The sequence below is a fragment of the Streptomyces sp. NBC_00094 genome (assembly GCF_026343125.1).
GTDB lineage: Bacteria > Actinomycetota > Actinomycetes > Streptomycetales > Streptomycetaceae > Streptomyces.
Genome location: NZ_JAPEMB010000001.1, coordinates 1194883 through 1212728, shown reverse-complemented (window position 1 = coordinate 1212728; position 17846 = coordinate 1194883). Strand labels below are relative to the sequence as shown.

At 70.6% G+C, this 17846-nt stretch carries 18 protein-coding genes and 1 riboswitch; of the genes, 12 read left to right on the top strand and 6 right to left on the bottom strand.

The window, feature by feature from the left end; all coding sequences use genetic code 11:
- The first annotated feature begins 4 nt into the window (after positions 1-4).
- From OG580_RS05130 to OG580_RS05095, 8 genes are all read left to right on the top strand, one after another.
- On the top strand, positions 5-931 hold the full coding sequence (locus OG580_RS05130; protein ID WP_267042448.1) for a DUF881 domain-containing protein: 927 nt from the start codon (positions 5-7) through the stop codon (positions 929-931).
- Entirely contained in the window at positions 928-1260 is a 333-nt protein-coding gene (locus tag OG580_RS05125) for a small basic family protein (RefSeq protein ID WP_015032176.1), read from the top strand. The genes OG580_RS05130 and OG580_RS05125 overlap by 4 nt, the downstream gene beginning before the upstream one ends.
- Positions 1257-2300, top strand: coding sequence for a DUF881 domain-containing protein (locus tag OG580_RS05120; RefSeq protein ID WP_267042447.1), 1044 nt, complete (start codon positions 1257-1259; stop codon positions 2298-2300). Before OG580_RS05125 ends, OG580_RS05120 begins: the two co-directional genes overlap by 4 nt.
- 80 nt (positions 2301-2380) lie before the next feature.
- The gene (locus tag OG580_RS05115) at positions 2381-3322 is read left to right on the top strand and encodes an FHA domain-containing protein (RefSeq protein ID WP_267047900.1); all 942 of its coding nucleotides are present in this window, start codon (positions 2381-2383) and stop codon (positions 3320-3322) included.
- A 29-nt stretch (positions 3323-3351) separates the two neighbouring features.
- A complete protein-coding gene (locus OG580_RS05110) occupies positions 3352-4095 on the top strand; it encodes a MerR family transcriptional regulator (RefSeq protein ID WP_267042446.1) in 744 nt (247 codons plus the stop codon).
- A 53-nt stretch (positions 4096-4148) separates the two neighbouring features.
- Complete coding sequence (locus OG580_RS05105) at positions 4149-4622, top strand: bifunctional nuclease family protein (RefSeq protein WP_015032172.1); 474 nt, start codon at positions 4149-4151, stop codon at positions 4620-4622.
- Positions 4623-4891: 269 nt separating this feature from the next.
- Positions 4892-5509 (top strand): MerR family transcriptional regulator, encoded by a 618-nt coding sequence (locus tag OG580_RS05100; RefSeq protein ID WP_267042445.1) that lies wholly within the window; start codon positions 4892-4894, stop codon positions 5507-5509.
- Between the two features lie 194 nt (positions 5510-5703).
- Positions 5704-7086: a DNA polymerase IV gene (locus OG580_RS05095; RefSeq protein WP_267042444.1), complete on the top strand. Its 1383-nt coding sequence runs from the start codon at positions 5704-5706 to the stop codon at positions 7084-7086.
- Positions 7087-7280: 194 nt separating this feature from the next.
- Here OG580_RS05095 and OG580_RS05090 read toward each other — a convergent pair whose 3' ends face one another.
- On the bottom strand, positions 7281-7646 hold the full coding sequence (locus OG580_RS05090) for a PRC-barrel domain-containing protein (RefSeq protein WP_267042443.1): 366 nt from the start codon (positions 7644-7646) through the stop codon (positions 7281-7283).
- 113 nt (positions 7647-7759) lie between these two features.
- A riboswitch (glycine riboswitch) is annotated at positions 7760-7859 on the top strand.
- 177 nt (positions 7860-8036) lie between these two features.
- On the opposite strand from OG580_RS05090, the gene gcvP reads away from it, so the two are divergent.
- Positions 8037-10922 (top strand): aminomethyl-transferring glycine dehydrogenase, encoded by a 2886-nt coding sequence (gene gcvP, locus OG580_RS05085; protein ID WP_267042442.1) that lies wholly within the window; start codon positions 8037-8039, stop codon positions 10920-10922.
- 86 nt (positions 10923-11008) lie between these two features.
- Here the strand turns inward: gcvP and OG580_RS05080 are convergent, their stop codons facing one another.
- Complete coding sequence (locus tag OG580_RS05080; RefSeq protein WP_017238438.1) at positions 11009-11215, bottom strand: DUF5999 family protein; 207 nt, start codon at positions 11213-11215, stop codon at positions 11009-11011.
- A 356-nt stretch (positions 11216-11571) separates the two neighbouring features.
- Positions 11572-12162, bottom strand: a complete 591-nt coding sequence (locus OG580_RS05075) for a hypothetical protein (protein ID WP_267042441.1) — start codon at positions 12160-12162, stop codon at positions 11572-11574.
- Between the two features lie 480 nt (positions 12163-12642).
- Between OG580_RS05075 and OG580_RS05070 the strand changes: the two genes are divergently transcribed.
- Both OG580_RS05070 and OG580_RS05065 read left to right on the top strand, forming a co-directional pair.
- The gene (locus tag OG580_RS05070) at positions 12643-14142 is read left to right on the top strand and encodes a glutamate--cysteine ligase (RefSeq protein WP_267042440.1); all 1500 of its coding nucleotides are present in this window, start codon (positions 12643-12645) and stop codon (positions 14140-14142) included.
- Positions 14143-14286: 144 nt separating this feature from the next.
- Complete coding sequence (locus tag OG580_RS05065; protein ID WP_267042439.1) at positions 14287-15069, top strand: CPBP family intramembrane glutamic endopeptidase; 783 nt, start codon at positions 14287-14289, stop codon at positions 15067-15069.
- Positions 15070-15165: 96 nt separating this feature from the next.
- On the opposite strand, the gene OG580_RS05060 is transcribed toward OG580_RS05065, so the two are convergent.
- On the bottom strand, positions 15166-15975 hold the full coding sequence (locus tag OG580_RS05060) for a PhzF family phenazine biosynthesis protein (RefSeq protein WP_267042438.1): 810 nt from the start codon (positions 15973-15975) through the stop codon (positions 15166-15168).
- A gap of 412 nt (positions 15976-16387) precedes the next feature.
- On the opposite strand from OG580_RS05060, the gene OG580_RS05055 reads away from it, so the two are divergent.
- Complete coding sequence (locus tag OG580_RS05055) at positions 16388-16810, top strand: PadR family transcriptional regulator (RefSeq protein ID WP_267042437.1); 423 nt, start codon at positions 16388-16390, stop codon at positions 16808-16810.
- Positions 16811-16957: 147 nt separating this feature from the next.
- Here the strand turns inward: OG580_RS05055 and OG580_RS05050 are convergent, their stop codons facing one another.
- On the bottom strand, positions 16958-17386 hold the full coding sequence (locus OG580_RS05050; RefSeq protein WP_267042436.1) for an SRPBCC family protein: 429 nt from the start codon (positions 17384-17386) through the stop codon (positions 16958-16960).
- Positions 17387-17454: 68 nt separating this feature from the next.
- Complete coding sequence (locus OG580_RS05045; protein WP_267042435.1) at positions 17455-17679, bottom strand: hypothetical protein; 225 nt, start codon at positions 17677-17679, stop codon at positions 17455-17457.
- Positions 17680-17846 lie beyond the last annotated feature (167 nt).

Here is a 17846-nt window from a genome sequence, read left to right as displayed (position 1 = left end):
CGGCATGTCGCAGCAGCCCCCCGTTCGGAGCACCGGATCACCGCCGCCGCGCCCGGACGCGTCGATGTCGCTGCTGAACAACGTGATCGACCACGCGCTCGACGACGGCTACGCGGAGGCCACGGCCCGGCGCGAGGCCGAGGGCGGTGGTCTGCCCCGTACCCTGCGTGCCAAGCTCGGTGTCGCCGTCGGCCTCGTGCTGGCCGCGGCCGTGGTGACCGTGGGTGCCGCCGAGGCGCGGATCTCGGCGCCGGTGGTCGCCAAAGAGCGGCAGGACCTGATCGACCGGATCGAGGGGGAGACCTCGGCAGCCGATCAGCTGGAGCGGGACGTCGAGCGGATCCGGACCGAGGTCGGGGCACGGCAGCGGCAGGCGCTGGAGCAGCACGGCGGGGACCAGGCGGAGCTCGTGGGTCTGCTCTCGGGGGCGACCCCGGTGCACGGCCCCGGGGTGAAACTGGTCGTCGACGACGCCAAGGGCACCGACACCGGTGGCGGCGGACCGCGGGAGAGCAGTGGCTTCTCGGACACGGGGCGCGTCCGCGACCGGGACATGCAGCGGGTGGTCAACGGCTTGTGGGAGTCCGGCGCCGAAGCCGTCTCGATCAACGGGCAGCGGCTGACGTCGCTGTCCGCGATCCGGGCCGCCGGTGACGCCATACTGGTCGACAACAAGCCGCTGGTGCCGCCGTACACCGTCCTTGCGATCGGGGACGGACAGCGGCTGAGCACAGCGTTCCAGGACAGCGCCGACGGGCAGTATCTGCACGCGCTGGTGGAGAACTTCGGGATCAGGAGCAGCATCTCGGCCGAGGGCGACGTGCGCCTGCCGGCCGCGCCGAGCCTGACCGTACGGACAGCAGAGCCGAGGGGGGCCGGGGCGACGCCTTCCGGCCGGGCCACGGCTGACACAGGGAAGGGCACATCGTGATCGCCGTACTGGGCCTGATCGTCGGAGTCGTGGTCGGACTGTTGGTCCGACCCGAGGTTCCGGCGGTGGTCGAGCCCTATCTTCCGATCGCCGTGGTCGCCGCCCTTGACGCGGTCTTCGGCGGTCTTCGGGCCATGCTCGACGGCATCTTCGTCGACAAGGTCTTCGTGGTGTCGTTCCTCTCGAACGTCGTCGTCGCCGCGCTGATCGTCTTCCTCGGCGACAAGCTGGGCGTGGGCGCGCAGCTGTCGACCGGTGTGGTCGTCGTGCTCGGTATCCGGATCTTCTCCAACGCGGCCGCCATCCGGCGCCACGTGTTCCGGGCGTGAGGCCGATGAGCGAGAACCCTCAGACGCCTGAGAACTCCGAGAACCCCGAGAAGCCCGAGAACCTCCGGAAGCCCGAGAACCCCGAGAGCCCCGAGATTTCGGAGGGTTCCGGGAGCTCCGAGGGCCGGCAGGAGCGTGAAGCCTCGCAGGGCGCGGAAGCGACGCAGGACCCCGAGCCTTCCCGGAAGGCGGAGAAGCCCGGGGAGGCCGCGGAGTCCGCGGAGTCCGCGGACTCCGCGAGCGTCCCGAGCCCCGAGAAGGGCGGGACGTCGGAGTCCGTCGCTCCCGTCTCTCCCGTCGCGCCGGCCGGGGCCGGGTCGCCGAGTGGGCGGCGTAGGCTCGCCTCCGCTCTGTGGCCGCCGCGGGTCACGCGCGCCCAACTCATCGTCGCCCTGCTGCTGTTCGTCCTCGGACTCGGCCTCGCCATCCAGGTCTCCTCGACCAGCGAGAACAGCGCGCTGCGCGGGGCGCGGCAGGAGGACCTGGTGCGGATCCTCGACGAGCTCGACGACCGTACGCAGCGCCTGGAGGACGAGAAGGCGCGGCTGGAGAAGCAGCGGTCCGAGCTGGAGTCCAGCTCGGACCAGGCCGAAGAGGCGCGCAAGCAGACCCAGGAGAAGGAGCAGCAGCTCGGGATCCTCGCCGGCACGGTCGCCGCCGAGGGGCCGGGGATCACGCTCACCGTGGGGGACCCCACCGGTGCCGTCGAGTCGGACATGCTGCTCGACGCCATCCAGGAGCTGCGGGCCGCGGGTGCCGAGGCGATCCAGGTCAACGGTGTGCGGGTGGTGGCGGACAGTTATTTCACCGGTAGCGGTGACGACATGCGGATCGATGGAACGAAGGTGACCGCTCCGTACGTCTTCAAGGTCATCGGCAAGCCGGAGGATCTCGAGCCCGCGCTCAACATCCCCGGCGGTGTCGTCCAGACTCTGGAGAAGGAGCAGGCCACAGCCACGGTGGAGCGGTCGGCGAAGATCGTCGTCGACGCCTTGCGACCCGCGAAGCGGCCTGACTACGCTCAGTCGTCCTCGGAGTGAGTCGGGGACGAGGGGGTCCCGCGACAAGCGCATGACGTTGCGGGGGGTCGGCGCACCACAACGGTGGTGCGTGGTGGAAACTGTCCGGAGGATACGGACGTTGTGAAGGTGTCCGGGTCGGCAGGTGTGATGGATCTCGGTTCGTCCTGCCCCACGGGCGGGTCTGTTTCGGTCAAGGGGAATCGCCCGTGAAGTTGTTTGCGAAGTTGTTCGGCAAGAGCGCACGCGAGGACGGCGGCAACGCCAGGCACCGCGCGCCGCGCCATGCCCAGAGCGAGGAGCAGGGCGGCGAGCGCCCGCTCTTCCGCGATGAGGTCGATGGTCAGGGCGGTGACATTTCGGGCGCTGAGGGCGCGTCGTCTGTTGACCCGGCCGGGGCTGCCCGCATAGGTTTCGGGGAACCATCAACCTCAAGTACGGGTGGAGGGTTTACCCCCGACCCGTACGCGACACAGACCTCCGCGGGGCTGCCGCGGCAGGAGGATGCGTCCATGCCGGTGTGTACGAGGTGCGGTCATCGCAACGCGGCCGACAGTCGCTTCTGCTCCCACTGCGGTACGCCGTTGCGGGGCGGGGTCGCCCCCGAGCGTGCGTCCGAGACGACGTCGACGATCTCCATCTCGGGGCTCGAGGCGTACGAAGCGGAGGTCACCGGCCAGACTCCCCTTCCGTCGCTGTCTCCCGAGGCGCTCGCGGCCGTGGAGGCACTGCCTCTGGGTTCCGCGCTCCTCGTGGTGCGCCGGGGGCCGAACTCCGGCAGCCGGTTCCTGCTCGACGGAGAGCTGACGACGGCCGGCCGTCACCCGCAGAGCGACATCTTCCTGGACGACTTCACCGTCTCCCGGCGTCATGTCGAGTTCCGGCGGGCCCAGGACGGCAGCTTCACCGTCGCCGATGTCGGCAGCCTCAACGGCACGTACGTCAACCGTGAGCCGATCGAATCGGTCGTTCTGTCCAACGGCGACGAGGTGCAGATCGGCAAGTACCGGCTGGTCTTCTACTCGAGCCAGCGAGGCGTGTGACGCCTCGGAGAAGCCTTCAGGGAAGGTCCATGCTGCGAACACCGACGGGCGGTGCCGGATCCGGCACCGCCACCGCGGGCGACGGGCTGGTGAGCATCGGGACGGTGCTGAACCGGCTGCGCGACGAATTTCCCGAAGTGACGATCTCGAAGATCCGGTTCCTGGAGGCCGAGGGGCTCGTCGAGCCCCTGCGCACGGCGTCCGGGTACCGGAAGTTCAGCCCGCAGGACGTGGAGCGGCTCGCTCAGATCCTGCGGATGCAGCGGGACCACTATCTTCCGCTGAAGGTCATCCGTGAGCACCTCGATGCCCTCGCCCGTGGCGAGCAGATCGCGCTGCCGGCGCCCGGGCGCCGGGGCGAGGTACTCGACGGGCCCTGGGAGCAGGACGGCGAACGTCCTACGGCCGCGCGCATCGGCAGGGCCGAGCTGCTCGCCGCCACGGAGGTCACCGAGGCCGAGCTCGCCGAGTGGGAGTCGTACGGGCTGCTCGCCGAGGCGAGGGGCGGCGGCTACGACGCCGAGGCCGTCACGGTCGTCAGACTTGTCGCGGATCTGGGGAGATTCGGTCTCGAACCGCGTCACCTGCGGGGCATGAAGGCGGCCGCAGACCGGGAGGCCGGGCTGCTCGAACAGATGGTCGCGCCCTTGCGTCGGCACCGTAATCCGCAGACCAGAGCACATGCGGAGGCCACCGCGAAGGAGCTCGCCGAGCTGTCGGTGAGGCTGCATGCGACGTTCGTGCGGACGGCTCTGGGCATCCGGCTCCAGTGATCTTGGACGGGCCCGACTATCCAAACCGGCCGGGCACGTCCTAGGGTTGCTGTGTGAACGAGCTCGACGTTGTGGGTGTCCGGGTGGAAATGCCCTCCAACCAGCCGATCGTGCTCCTGCGGGAAGTGGGAGGCGATCGGTACCTCCCCATCTGGATCGGACCGGGTGAGGCGACCGCGATCGCCTTCGCCCAGCAGGGGATGGCCCCTCCGCGGCCGCTGACGCACGACCTGTTCAAGGACGTGCTGGAGGCCGTGGGGCAGGAGCTCACCGAGGTCCGCATCACGGATCTGCGTGACGGGGTCTTCTACGCCGAGCTGGTCTTCGCCAGCGGCGTCGAGGTGAGCGCCAGGCCGTCCGACGCGATAGCGCTGGCCCTGCGGACCGGGACGCCGATCTACGGCAGTGACGGTGTGCTGGACGACGCCGGTATCGCGATTCCGGACGAGCAGGAGGACGAGGTCGAGAAGTTCCGCGAATTTCTCGACCAGATCTCACCGGAGGACTTCGGGACCAACAGCCAGTGAGTGCTGCGGCCGTGAGGTCGCTTCCGGGGCCCGGCCGAGGGCGAGCGCTCGGCCGTGCGCTCCGGTGATGAGCCGGGGCGCGCGTGGGCCGCGTACGAGCCGTTCCAGGGGTGCTGTCAGAGCATTCGAGTAGCCTTTCCCCGGAGAGAGACACGGGAAACCACTCTCAGGGTGATTATCACTCGGCGTGCCGAGTGTGGCGATCGTTGACGCACCCCGAGTGACTGCCTACCTTCGTGTGGGCAGGTCAAGGACGGAGGGTCGGCGTGATGAGCAGCGCGGACGGTACGACAGGGAGCTCGCTCGGACGCGTGTCCGGGGAGTCCGGTCCGTATCCGCTTCACGGCAGTGTGGGCGACCTCGGGGCGGACGTGAGTGCGAGCCCGGCGGGTGAGGTGGTCGGCTATCGCGGCCCCACGGCCTGCGCGGCCGCCGGAATCACCTATCGCCAGTTGGACTACTGGGCGCGCACCGGGCTCGTGGAGCCGAGCGTGCGGCCCGCTTACGGGTCGGGCACGCAACGGCTCTACAGCTTCCACGACGTCGTCGTGTTGAAGATCGTCAAGCGCTTCCTCGACACCGGGGTGGCCCTGCAGAACATCCGGGCGGCGGTGCAGCACCTGCGCGCCCGGGGCTTCCGTGGTCTGGAGCGGATGACGCTCATGAGCGACGGGGCCACGGTGTACGAGTGCTCCTCGCCCGACGAGGTCGTCGACCTCCTCCAGGGCGGTCAGGGCGTCTTCGGGATCGCCGTGGGGGTCGTCTGGCAGGACGTGGAGGCCGCGCTCTCGCAGCTGCACGGGGAGCGGGTCGACACCGGCGAGACGCTGGTCGGGCACAACCCGGGTGACGAGCTTGCCCGGCGGCGGCGCGACAGGGCGGTCTGAGAGGCCGCTGGGGGCGTTGGTTCCCCTTGGGTGGTGTCGTGGGGCCGCTTCCCGGGTGCGGGGGCGGCCTGCGGCTGCTGGTGGGCTTGCGGGTGCCTCGTGAGGCTTCCTGCGGCGGCTGAGGCTGTGACTGCTGTCGGTGCGCCGGGGTGGTCGCGGGCCCGTTGTCAGTGGCATGGGGCAGCATCGGAAGTGTGAGAGCCGCGCCGACGATCCTGCATCTCGACATGGATGCCTTCTTCGCCGCCGCCGAGCAGGCGGCGAAGCCCAGCCTGCGCGGAAAGCCCGTGGTCGTGGGCGGCCTCGGGCCGCGGGGGGTGGTCGCCACCGCCTCGTACGAGGCGCGCCGCTTCGGCGTCCACTCGGCCATGCCCATGGGGCAGGCGCGGCGGCTCGCGCCGAACGCCGCCTATCTCGTCCCGCGCTTCGCCTTCTACCGGTCGATCAGCGAACAGGTCATGGAACTCCTCGGGCGGCTCTCGCCGCTTGTCGAGCCGCTCAGCCTCGACGAGGCCTTCGTCGATCTGGAGGCCGGGGACCTCGCCCACGACAGCGCCGGCGCGCGGGCCGTCGGCGAGCGGCTCCGGGTCGACATCCTGGCGACGACGGGCCTCACCGGGTCGGTGGGGCTCGCGGGGTCGAAGATGATCGCGAAGATCGCCTCCGAGGAGGCCAAGCCGGACGGGCTCGTGCTCATCGAGCCGGGGACCGAGCGGGAGCTCCTGGGGCCGCGTTCGGTGCGGATCCTGCCCGGGGTCGGGCCCGCGACCGGGGAGCATCTGCGGCGTGCCGGGATGACCACGGTGTCGGATCTCGCCGAGGCGGGCGAGGACGAGCTCGTACGGCTGCTGGGGCGGGCGCACGGGGCCTCGCTCCATCGGATGGCCCAGGGGTACGACGACAGGCGCGTGGTGGCCGAGCGGGACGCCAAGTCGGTGTCGGTCGAGGACACCTTCGACGTGGACCTGCACGACCGGGTACGGATCCGGACCGAGGTGGACCGGCTCGCGGAGCGGTGTGTGGGGCGGTTGCGGGCGTCCGGGCACTCGGGGCGGACCATCGTCCTCAAGGTGCGGCGGTTCGACTTCTCGACGTTGACGCGGTCCGAGACGCTGCGGGGGCCCACGGACGATCCGGTGGTCGTCCGGGAGGCCGCGGGGCGGCTCCTCGAGGCGGTCGACACGACCGGGGGTGTGCGGCTGCTCGGTGTGGGAGTGAGCGGGCTCGCGGACTATACGCAGGAGGACCTCTTCGCGCAGGCGGAGGAGGCCGGGGGCGGCGGCGCGGGTGCCGGTGGTGTCGGGGCCGTGGCGGCGGTCGACCCTGAGCCGGGCGGGGCCGATGAGGTTGCCGCGTCCGTTGCCGTCGAGCGGCGCTGGGCGCCCGGGCACGACGTACGGCACGCGGTGCACGGGCCTGGGTGGGTACAGGGAAGCGGGGTCGGGAGGGTCACGGTGCGGTTCGAGGAGCCGTGGTCGGAGCCGGGGCGCGTACGGACGTTCTCGGTCGACGATCCGGAGCTGGAGCCGGCGGAGCCGTTGCCGCTGGTGCGGGACGGGTGTCGCGCGGGGGCGTGAGGGGCGCGGGCCGGTGCGGGTCCGGTGCCGGCTGGGTGCGGGTCCGATGGGGTGCGCCCGGCCTTGCGGCCGGGCTGGGGTTCCCACCCCTCGCGGCGGACCGCCGTGCGGGCCCGTGGATCGCGCCCCATGGCCCCGTGGGCCGGCAGGGGCTCGGAGTCAGGTCGAGTGCGTGCCCGGGGCCGTGTTCGGCGTCAGGGGCCTTCCTGGCCCGCCAGGCGGCCGAAGTCGGTGTCCTGGGGTGGCGGGGGGAGCGTGAGGCTGTAGTGGCGGTAGAGCTGGAGTTCCTGCTCGGGGGAGAGGTGGCGGCCCACGCCGAAGTCGGGGGCGTCCTTGATGAGGGCGCGTTCGAACGGGATGTGGAGGCCGTCTTCCATCAGGTCGCTCGGTTCCAGAGGGACGAACGCGTCCCGGCTGAAGAGGCCGGTGCGGAGCGCGGCCCATTCCGGGATGCCGGTCGCGTCGTCCAGGTACACCTCGTCCACGGTTCCGATCTTGTTTCCGTTCCGGTCGAACGCCTTGCGGCCGATCAGGCTGCGCGGATCGATGTCGGTCTGCACGGTCCCTCCAACTGGTCGCAACTGCTCTACACCCCTACGAAAGTGCACAACTGGGATGTCGGCCACTTGAGCGATGGGAGCCGCAACCTCGCTGGTAGGCTGGCTGTGGCTGTCGACCCTGTGCGGGAGAGTCCCCCGGAGAAACCTTCCGGAGGGCGCCGAAGGAGCAAATCCTCCCCGGAATCTCTCAGGCCCCTGTACCGCGCGGACGAGGTCACTCTGGAAAGCAGAGCGGTGTCCGACGGCATGCGCTCTCACCGACGGTGAAAGCCGGCGTGCCGTGAGGCGTGCCGGTGAAACTCTCAGGTTGAGATGACAGAGGGGGAGGCCGTCCGGGTACCCGCGCCGTGGTGCCCCTCGCAGGTCGTGACGACCAGGAGGCCTCCGCACATGACCGCCAACCGCATTCCGCTCTCCGAACTCGAACAGGGCATCCCGTTCGAGCAGCGGCACATCGGGCCCGACGCCGAAGCGCGGGCCAAGATGCTCGCCCAGGTCGGTTACGGCTCGCTCGACGAGCTCACGGCCGCCGCGGTGCCGGACGTGATCAAGAACACCGAGGCGCTGGGCCTGCCGGCCGCGCGCACCGAGGCCGAGGTGCTCGCCGAGCTGCGCACGCTCGCCGACCGCAACCAGGTCCTCGCCCCCATGATCGGTCTCGGCTACTACGGGACCTTCACCCCGCCGGTCATCCTGCGGAACGTGATGGAGAACCCGGCCTGGTACACGGCCTACACGCCGTACCAGCCGGAGATCTCGCAGGGGCGCCTGGAGGCGCTGCTCAACTTCCAGACCACGGTCGCCGACCTGACCGGTCTGCCCACCTCGGGCGCCTCCCTCCTCGACGAGGGCACCGCCGCCGCCGAGGCCATGTCCCTCGCCCGGCGCGTCGGCAAGGTCAAGAACGGTGTCTTCCTCGTCGACGCCGACGCCCTGCCGCAGACGATCGCCGTCATCGAGACCCGCGCCGAGCCGACCGGGGTCGAGGTCGTCGTCGCCGATCTCAGCGACGGGATTCCCGACGAGATCGCCGCGCGTGGTGTTTTCGGCGTGCTGCTGCAGTACCCGGGTGCTTCCGGCGCCGTGCGTGACATCAAGGCCGTCATCGACCAGGCCCACGAGCTCGGTGCGATCGTCACCGTCGCCGCCGACCTGCTCGCGCTGACCCTGCTCACCTCGCCCGGCGAGCTGGGCGCGGACATCGCCGTCGGTACGACGCAGCGCTTCGGTGTGCCGATGGGCTTCGGCGGGCCGCACGCCGGCTACATGGCCGTCCAGGACAAGCACGCCCGCTCGCTGCCCGGCCGTCTGGTCGGTGTGTCCGTCGACGCCGACGGCAACCGCGCGTACCGCCTCGCCCTGCAGACCCGCGAGCAGCACATCCGCCGCGAGAAGGCCACCAGCAACATTTGTACGGCGCAGGTCCTGCTCGCCGTCATGGCCGGGATGTACGCCGTCTACCACGGGCCCGAGGGGCTGAAGGGCATCGCGCGCCGTACCCACCGGTACGCCGCGATCCTTGCCGCGGGCCTGCGGAACGGTGGCGTCGAGGTCGTCCACGGAAGCTTCTTCGACACCGTGACCGTCCGGGTGCCCGGTCGTGCCGACGCGGTCGTGGCCGCCGCCCGTGAGGCCGGTGTGAACCTCTACCGCGTCGACGCCGACCTGGTGTCCGCCTCGTGTGACGAGACCACCGGGCGCGAGCAGATCGCCGCCGTGTGGGCCGCCTTCGGTGTCGACGGTGACGTCGAGGCCCTGGACGCGGCCGTCGAGGACACGCTGCCCGCCGGGCTGCTGCGCTCCGACGCGTACCTGACCCACCCGGTCTTCCACGCGCACCGCTCCGAGACCTCGATGCTGCGCTACCTGCGCAAGCTCGCGGACCGCGACTACGCGCTGGACCGCGGCATGATCCCGCTCGGCTCCTGCACGATGAAGCTGAACGCGACGACCGAGATGGAGTCGGTGACCTGGCCCGAGTTCGGCCAGATCCACCCCTTCGCCCCGATCGACCAGGCGCAGGGCTACGTCACGCTCATCACCGAGCTCGAGGAGCGCCTCGCCGAGGTCACCGGCTACGACAAGGTGTCGATCCAGCCCAACGCCGGTTCGCAGGGCGAGCTGGCCGGTCTGCTCGCCGTCCGCGCGTACCACCGCGCCAACGGCGACCTGCAGCGCACCGTCTGCCTCATCCCGTCCTCCGCGCACGGCACCAACGCCGCCTCCGCGGTGATGGCCGGCATGAAGGTCGTCGTCGTCAAGACCGCCGACGACGGCGAGGTCGACGTCGCGGACCTGCGCGCCAAGATCGAGCAGTACCGCGACGAGCTGTCCGTGCTGATGATCACCTACCCGTCGACGCACGGCGTCTTCGAGGAGCACGTCGCCGACATCTGTGCCGAGGTCCACGAGGCCGGCGGTCAGGTGTACGTCGACGGCGCCAACCTCAACGCGCTGGTCGGTCTGGCCAAGCCCGGCAAGTTCGGTGGCGACGTCTCGCACCTGAACCTGCACAAGACCTTCTGCATCCCGCACGGCGGTGGCGGCCCGGGTGTCGGCCCGGTCGGCGTCCGCGCCCACCTCGCCCCCTACCTCCCGAACCACCCGCTCCAGCCCACCGCGGGCCCGGAGACCGGCGTCGGTCCGATCTCGGCCGCTCCGTGGGGCTCCGCGGGCATCCTGCCGATCTCCTGGTCGTACGTGCGCCTGATGGGCGGCGAGGGCCTCAAGCGCGCCACGCAGGTGGCCGTGCTCGCGGCGAACTACATCGCCAAGCGCCTGGAGCCGCACTTCCCGGTGCTCTACACCGGTCCGGCCGGTCTGGTCGCCCACGAGTGCATCGTGGACCTGCGTCCGCTCTCCAAGGAGACGGGTGTCACGGTCGACGACATCGCCAAGCGCCTGATCGACTACGGCTTCCACGCGCCGACGATGTCCTTCCCGGTGGCCGGCACGCTGATGATCGAGCCGACGGAGTCCGAGGACCTCACCGAGCTGGACCGCTTCTGCGACACGATGATCGCGATCCGGGCCGAGATCGAGAAGGTCTCCTCCGGCGAGTGGCCCGCCGACGACAACCCGCTGCACAACGCCCCGCACACCGCGGCCGCGCTGGGCGGCGAGTGGAACCACGCGTACACCCGTGACGAGGCGGTCTTCCCGGCCGGCGTCTCGGCCGCCGACAAGTACTGGCCGCCGGTGCGCCGCATCGACGGCGCCTTCGGCGACCGGAACCTGGTCTGCTCGTGCCCGCCGATGGACGAGTACGACAACTGAGCATGAGTCGAGGGCCGGTTCGGGGGATCTCCTCCGGGCCGGCCCTCGGCGTTTCCCTCGTACGTACGGTGTCGCCTTCCGCGCCCTCAGGCGGCGGTCGTCACCTGTCCCGCGGTCAGCGGCCGGTGCGGGGCGATGATCTGCCCGTCCGGCAGCAGTTCACCGGTGTCCTCGAAGAGCAGGACACCGTTGCACAGCAGGCTCCAGCCCTGTTCCGGGTGGTGCGCCATCAGGCGGGCCGCCTCCCGGTCGGCGGAGTCGGCGGTGGGACAGGCAGGCTGGTGCTGGCACATGGGTGGGTTCTTTCGCTGCGTCGTGGTGGATGTCCTGCGGCTCTTCGCGCTCATCGCCGCCCCCGTCGGTCGGTTCGGTTCCGGTCCCAGTCTTGCCCCATGGACGGTCTTCCGCAGGTATTTCGCGGCAGCTCGTCCTCTCCGGGGAAGACGCATCACCCGCAGGGGCGGTTCAGGTCAACTGCACGGTCTCTTCGGGTGGTTCGGGGTGGCCCAAGCGGGCTAGTCCGTACGGGAGGGGTGTTCGGGGGGCCTGTTCGGGTGCGGTTCTCGGACAGCAGTGCGCCCCGTGACCCGGGCGGGTCACGGGGCGGGGGCCGGTCGGCTCTAAGGGGCCGAGCCGCGCGTGAGGTGCATCAGGCGGGCGCCGCCGAGCCCAGGAGGGGCGGCGGCGCGAGACGCGTGCTGAGGACGGGCAGGAGGTCGGCGACCTGGTACGGCCGGTGGGCCGCGATCCCCGGCGGCGCGGGCGCCAGGGGTACCAGGAGGTCGGGCGCGGCCGGGGTGACGGTCGTGCCGTCCGCCTCCGGTTCGGCGTGCAGCCAGAGCGTCAGCATGTAGAGCTCGGGCACGGAGAGCAGCCGGGGCTGGTACGGGGTGGCCAGCGACTCGGCGTGGGCGAGGGCCTGTTCCGTCGCCGTGACGTACGGCCCCTCGAAGAAGTGCGAGAACGTCCAGCCGTCCGGGGTGAGCATGGTGTCCGCGGCGGCGATCGCCCGCCCCCCGTTCCGGATCAGGAACCGCCAGCCGGTGAGCCGGGTGCGGGGGGTCCGTCCCGGTGTCCCGGTGACGCCGAGGACGTGCACGGGCAAGGGGAGTTCGGGGCTCAGTGGTCCCTGCGTGGCCCGCAGGGCGGGAGTTCGCGCCTCACGGACGGCGGTCGGTGAGCCGAGGGCCGCGAGGACACTGCGGAGGGCCGGCGCAGGGGCCGGGGAGGGTCGGAGCATGGTGGGTCGCCTCTCACTCAGGAGACACGGTGATGCGTGGGCAGGTACGACGGCGCTGTCGGCGGCGCGGCCAGAGAGGGGCCTTGGGGCCGTGGCCGGGCGCCAACACTCTGCCTCGTCCGCGGAGTTTATACGACACGTGTTCACACAGTGTTTCCGCTAGACGTCACCGATATTCCTGACAAGACGTCATCAAGCCTTATTCAACGGCCGTTCAGGCGGAATCACGGCTCCTGCACGCCTCTCACCTGCGTATTCCTCGCCGAGCCGGACGGCTGAATTCACATCCCCCGTCACGGGACAATAGGACATTGGTATATGTCGACCGTTCCATGCCTTCGGGATGTGCCGCCGGAGAGCTCCCTCCAGCCTATCTTCCGAAGGCTTCCCGCCGCAGGCGTTGTGGATCAGTGGGCTGGGCATCATGGTCCGTGACGCGCGGCCGTCGTGGCGGCTGCCCACTGTGGGAGGGACGCTTCGATGGGGGAGAAGGTCGACGCGGACGGGTTTGGACCGTCCGACCGGCAGCAGTACCGGAGAAAGCTCCAGCAGTGTCTCGCGGGGCTCGCGAGGCTCCTGGCGGAGAAGAGGTTCGACCGGCCCCGCAATCTCATGGGCCTGGAGATCGAACTCAATCTCGCCGGCGCCGACGGACTGCCCCGGATGCTCAACGCGCCGGTCCTGGAAAGGATCGCCAGCACCGATTTCCAGACGGAACTCGGATTGTTCAATCTGGAAGTGAACATCGCTCCGCACCGGCTCGGCGGGAGGGTATTCGACCGGCTCGCGGAGGAGATCGGCACCGGACTCGGATATGCCGACCGCAAGGCCAGGGAACTCGACGCGGGCGTCGTCATGATCGGCATACTGCCCACGCTCACCCAGAGCGACCTGGTCCTCGAGAACCTGTCGGCCGCCGACCGGTACGCGCTCCTCAACGGCCAGATCCTCGCCGCCCGGGGCGAGGACTTCACCCTCGACATCCACGGTGTCGAACGGCTCCTGTGCACCTCGGAGTCGATCGTGCCCGAGGCCGCCTGCACCTCCGTCCAGCTCCACCTCCAGGTGACGCCCGCCCGCTTCGCCGCCGTCTGGAACGCGGCCCAGGCGGTGTCGGGCGTACAGATCGCCCTCGGTGCGAACGCCCCCTTCGTCTTCGGCCGCGAGGTGTGGCGCGAGTCCCGCCCGCCGCTGTTCCAGCAGGCCACCGACACCCGGCCGCCCGAGCTGCAGTCCCAGGGAGTCCGGCCGCGCACCTGGTTCGGGGAGCGGTGGGTGGACTCGGTGTACGACCTCTTCGAGGAGAACCTCCGCTACTTCCCCGCGCTGCTCCCCATCTGCGACGAGGAGGACCCGCTGCTCGTCCTCGACGAGGGCGGGGTGCCGAAGCTCCAGGAGCTCGTCCTGCACAACGGCACGGTCTACCGCTGGAACAGACCCGTGTACGGCTGGGTCGACGGGGTCCCGCACCTGCGCGTCGAGAACCGGGTCCTGCCTGCGGGGCCCACCGTGACCGACGTGATCGCCAACGCCGCCTTCTACTACGGGCTCGTACGCTCGCTCGCCGACGAGCCGCGGCCGGTCTGGAAGCGGATGGCCTTCGAGGACGCCGAGGCCAACTTCGACACGGCCTGCCGCCACGGCATCGAGGCGGAGCTGCGCTGGCCCCGCTCGGGCCGCGCGGGCGGTGTCGCGACCCTGCCGGCGGTACGGCTCGTCCTCGACGAACTCCTGCCGCTCGCCGCCGCCGGTCTGGACGCCTGGAACATCGAGCCGGCCGACCGGGACTTCTACCTCGGGGTGATCGAGCAGCGCTGCCTGCGGAAGGTGAACGGCGCCTCCTGGCAGGCCGACACCTTCCACAAGGCGCTGGAGTCGGGTCTCGACCGGGAGGCGGCGCTCGCGGCGACCACCCGCCGCTACCGGACGCTCATGCACGAGGGGGAGCCGGTGCACACCTGGCCCGTGGGGATCGACTGACCCCTGCCCCTCGGCTCCGGGCGGCGGCCCGGAGCATGGGTGATCATGTCAAGGTGGTCGCGGCCGGACGGTGTCCGCCGGGACCGCCGGAACGGCGTGCGCCCGCGAGGGGAAGAGGAGACAGGTGTGGTGTCGGAGCAAGACGTGAGGGACGCTTCCCTGCCCCCCGGAGGTCTGCCGCGCAAGGTGCTGCGCTCCGAGACCCTCATCGTGCTCGCGCTCTCGCTCGGCGCCAGCGCGTTGTCGTCCCTCATCAGCTTCATCGGCTCCCTGACCAAGCCGGGGTCGCTGAAGGAGCAGGCGGCGACGCTCAACGGCTCGTACGCGCCGGGCCGACCGTGGCTCGATCTGTCCTGGCAGCTCTTCGGCATCGCCTCGGCGCTCGTTCCGGTGCTCCTCGTCGCCCATCTCCTGCTGCGCGAGGGCGTCGGGCTCCGGGTGATCGGCTTCGACCGGACCCGGCCCTGGCCCGACCTGGGGCGCGGGGCGCTGGTCGCGGCCGGGATCGGGAGTGCGGGGCTCGCCTTCTACCTGGCGGCGCGGGCGACCGGGTTCAACCTGACGGTGGTGCCGGAGTCGCTGCCGGACGTGTGGTGGAAGTACCCGGTGCTGATCCTGTCGGCGATCCAGAACTCCGTACTGGAGGAGGTCATCGTCGTCGGCTACCTGCTGCGCAGACTCGGGCAGTTGGGGTGGACGCCGATGGCGGCCCTGGTGGCGAGTTCGGTGCTGCGCGGCTCGTACCACCTCTACCAGGGCATCGGCGGCTTCCTCGGCAACGTGGTGATGGGCGTCGTCTTCGTCCTGCTGTACCGCCGCTGGGGGCGGGTCGGGCCGCTTGTCGTGGCGCATGCGCTGCTCGACATCGTGGCCTTCGTCGGGTACGGGCTGCTGGCGGGCAAGGTGGGGTGGCTGCCGACCGGGTGAGGAGCGGCGATTCGGCGGGGTGAGGAGCGGCGATTCGGCGGGGTGGGGCGTACGGCTTGAGCCGTACGCCCCACCCTTGTTTCCGTAGGGGATCCGTCAGGCGTGCAGGTCGCCCTCGATGACCGTGACGGCGTGGCCGGTCAGCAGGGTGCGCTCGCCGCGGAGCCGGGTGTGGACGTGGCCGGTGCGGGCGCCTCCCTGGAAGCCGGTGAGGTCCTCGCGGCCGAAGCGGGCCGACCAGTAGGGGGCGAGTGCCGTGTGGGCGCTGCCGGTCACCGGGTCCTCGTCGATGCCGACGGCCGGGAAGAAGCCGCGGGAGACGAAGTGGTAGCCGTTGGCGGGGTTCTCGGCCGCGGCGGTGGCGATGATGCCGCGCGAGGAGAGGCCCACGAGGGCGCCGAAGTCCGGTGTCAGGGCGCGGACGGTGGCCTCGTCGCGAAGCTCGACCACGAGGTCGCCGATGTGGGCGGCCGTGTCGTGGACGGCGACGACCTCGGCGCCGAGCGCCTTCTCCAGCCCCTCGGGGACGGGGACGGGGGAGAGGGACGAGGTCGGGAAGTCCATCGTGATGGAGCCGTCCGCGGCGGCGGTGGCGCCCAGGATTCCGGACCGGGTGGCGAAGCGGACGGTGCCGCTCGCCGTGCCCGTGGTGTGCAGGACGTGGGCCGTGGCGAGGGTGGCGTGGCCGCACATGTCGACCTCGGTGGTGGGGGTGAACCAGCGCAGGGCCCAGTCCGCGTCGCCGCCGGCGGGCAGAGGGTGGGCGAAGGCCGTCTCGGAGAGGTTCACCTCCGCGGCGACCTTCTGGAGCCAGGCGTCGTCCGGGAAGGAGTCGAGGAGGAGGACTCCGGCCGGGTTTCCGGAGAAGGGCTGGTCGGTGAAGGCGTCGACGATTCGGATCCGCATGCCGCTGACCGTACAAGGTGCGGAAATCCGCGGGCCAAGGCCAATCGCCGAGAACTGGACCGGTTCCTGGGCGTCACTCCCGACGGCCTCGGGTCGCCGTCGCTGAGGCAGGCGACTTCTGTGTCGTTGCCTTGCTCGGTGAACAGTTCCGATATATCGTTGAGGCATCGCGACAGTTCGACGATGGAATCCCGATGGAAGGAGCGTTGCGATGCGTTCACATGGACACGAGTACGGAAACGGACACGGAGCCGGTCGTGGAGGCTGCGGCCCCGGCCCTCGGGGGGACTTCGAGGGACGGCGTGCCGCGTTCGGGCCCTTCGGGCCCGGCTTCGGTGGCGGCGGGCCCTTCGGCGGCGGGTTCGGGGGGCGCGGTCGTGGCGGGGTGCGTGGGAGGGCGCGGCGCGGTGACGTGCGTGCGTCGATCCTGGCCCTCCTGAAGGACCGCCCCATGCACGGCTACGAGATGATCCGCGAGATCGGCGAGCGCAGCGACGGGGCCTGGAAGCCCAGTCCCGGCTCGGTCTACCCCACCCTTCAGATGCTGGAGGACGAGGGGTTGATCACCAGCGCGAGTGAGGGTGGCAAGAAGCTGTTCACGCTCACCGACGCCGGGCGCGCCGAGGCCGAGGCGGGGCCGGAGGCCCCGTGGGAAGAGGCCGGGCGCGGGGTCGACTGGGAGGCCGTGAACGAGATTCGGCAGGCCGGCTTCGGTCTGATGGAGGCGTTCGGGCAGGTCTGGAAGACCGGGACCACCGAGCAGCGGCAGAAGGCCGTCGGTGTGATCAACGAGGCCCGCAAGAAGCTGTATCTCATCCTTGCCGATGAGGACTGAGGACTGAGGACTGAGGACTGAGGGCTGAGGGCTGAGGGCTGAGGACTGAGGGCTGCGGTCCGAGGTTTGAGGTTTGAGGGCATGTGCAAGGGCCCTGCGGTGTACACCGCAGGGCCCTCGCACGCGTTGCGTTGCGTTCGGTTCGGCTCAGACGACCAGGCCTGAGAGCTTTCGGAGTGACTCCGTCAGCGCCGCCGTCGCCGAGTCCTTGAGCTTGCCCGCCATCAGGGAGACCGCGGCTCCGGTGAACTCTCCCTCGATCCGCACCGTTGTCGCCTCGCCGTCCGCGGCGAGCGAGTAGCGGGTGGTGACGGTGACGCCCATCGGGCCCTTGCCCTTGATGCCGAGCGCCCGGTCGGTCTCCAGTTCCTCGACCGTCCAGAGCACCTCGGCCGGGAAGCCCATCAGCTTCATGTTCTCGGTGAAGGTGGCGCCCGTCTCCAGGGACGCCGGGCCGCCGCTCGGGAAGCTGGTGTGGGTGGCGTTCCACTCGCCGTACGAGGAGAAGTCCGTGAGCCGCGCCCAGACCTTTCCGGCCGGGGCCTCGATCCGTGCCTCCGCGCTGACTTCGGCCATGCGACCACCCCTTCAGGCGTGCCAACTGGTTCCGGTGTCGCGGAACGTAGCCGTACGGCCGTGAACATTCAATACTGATGAATCGTCAGTTCTGCTGCGGCCGGGCCCGCGCCGTCGCCGATCCACCAGATCTCCGACGAGTCGAAGCTGTCGGAGACGCGTGGCCCCCCGTCCTCCTCGTGGCAGTGGAACGCGGCCCAGAACAGATCGGCGGGCAGCGCCTCCCGGGGTGCGTACACCCGGTACACGTGCTGCCGCCCATCGAGCGCGAGCAGAGCGACCATCCAGAACACGACCGGAGGACGATCGGCAACGGGCCCGCGGTTGCATCGGGGGCGCAATGCAAGGCGGCGCGCGCCCCTTGGTTGCGAACGGCCGCAATCTCCTCCGTAAGGAGGAGGGGTCGTGCGTCCGTGCCAGACTCCGGTGGGATGCGGACATGCTTCTCCCCGCCGATGTT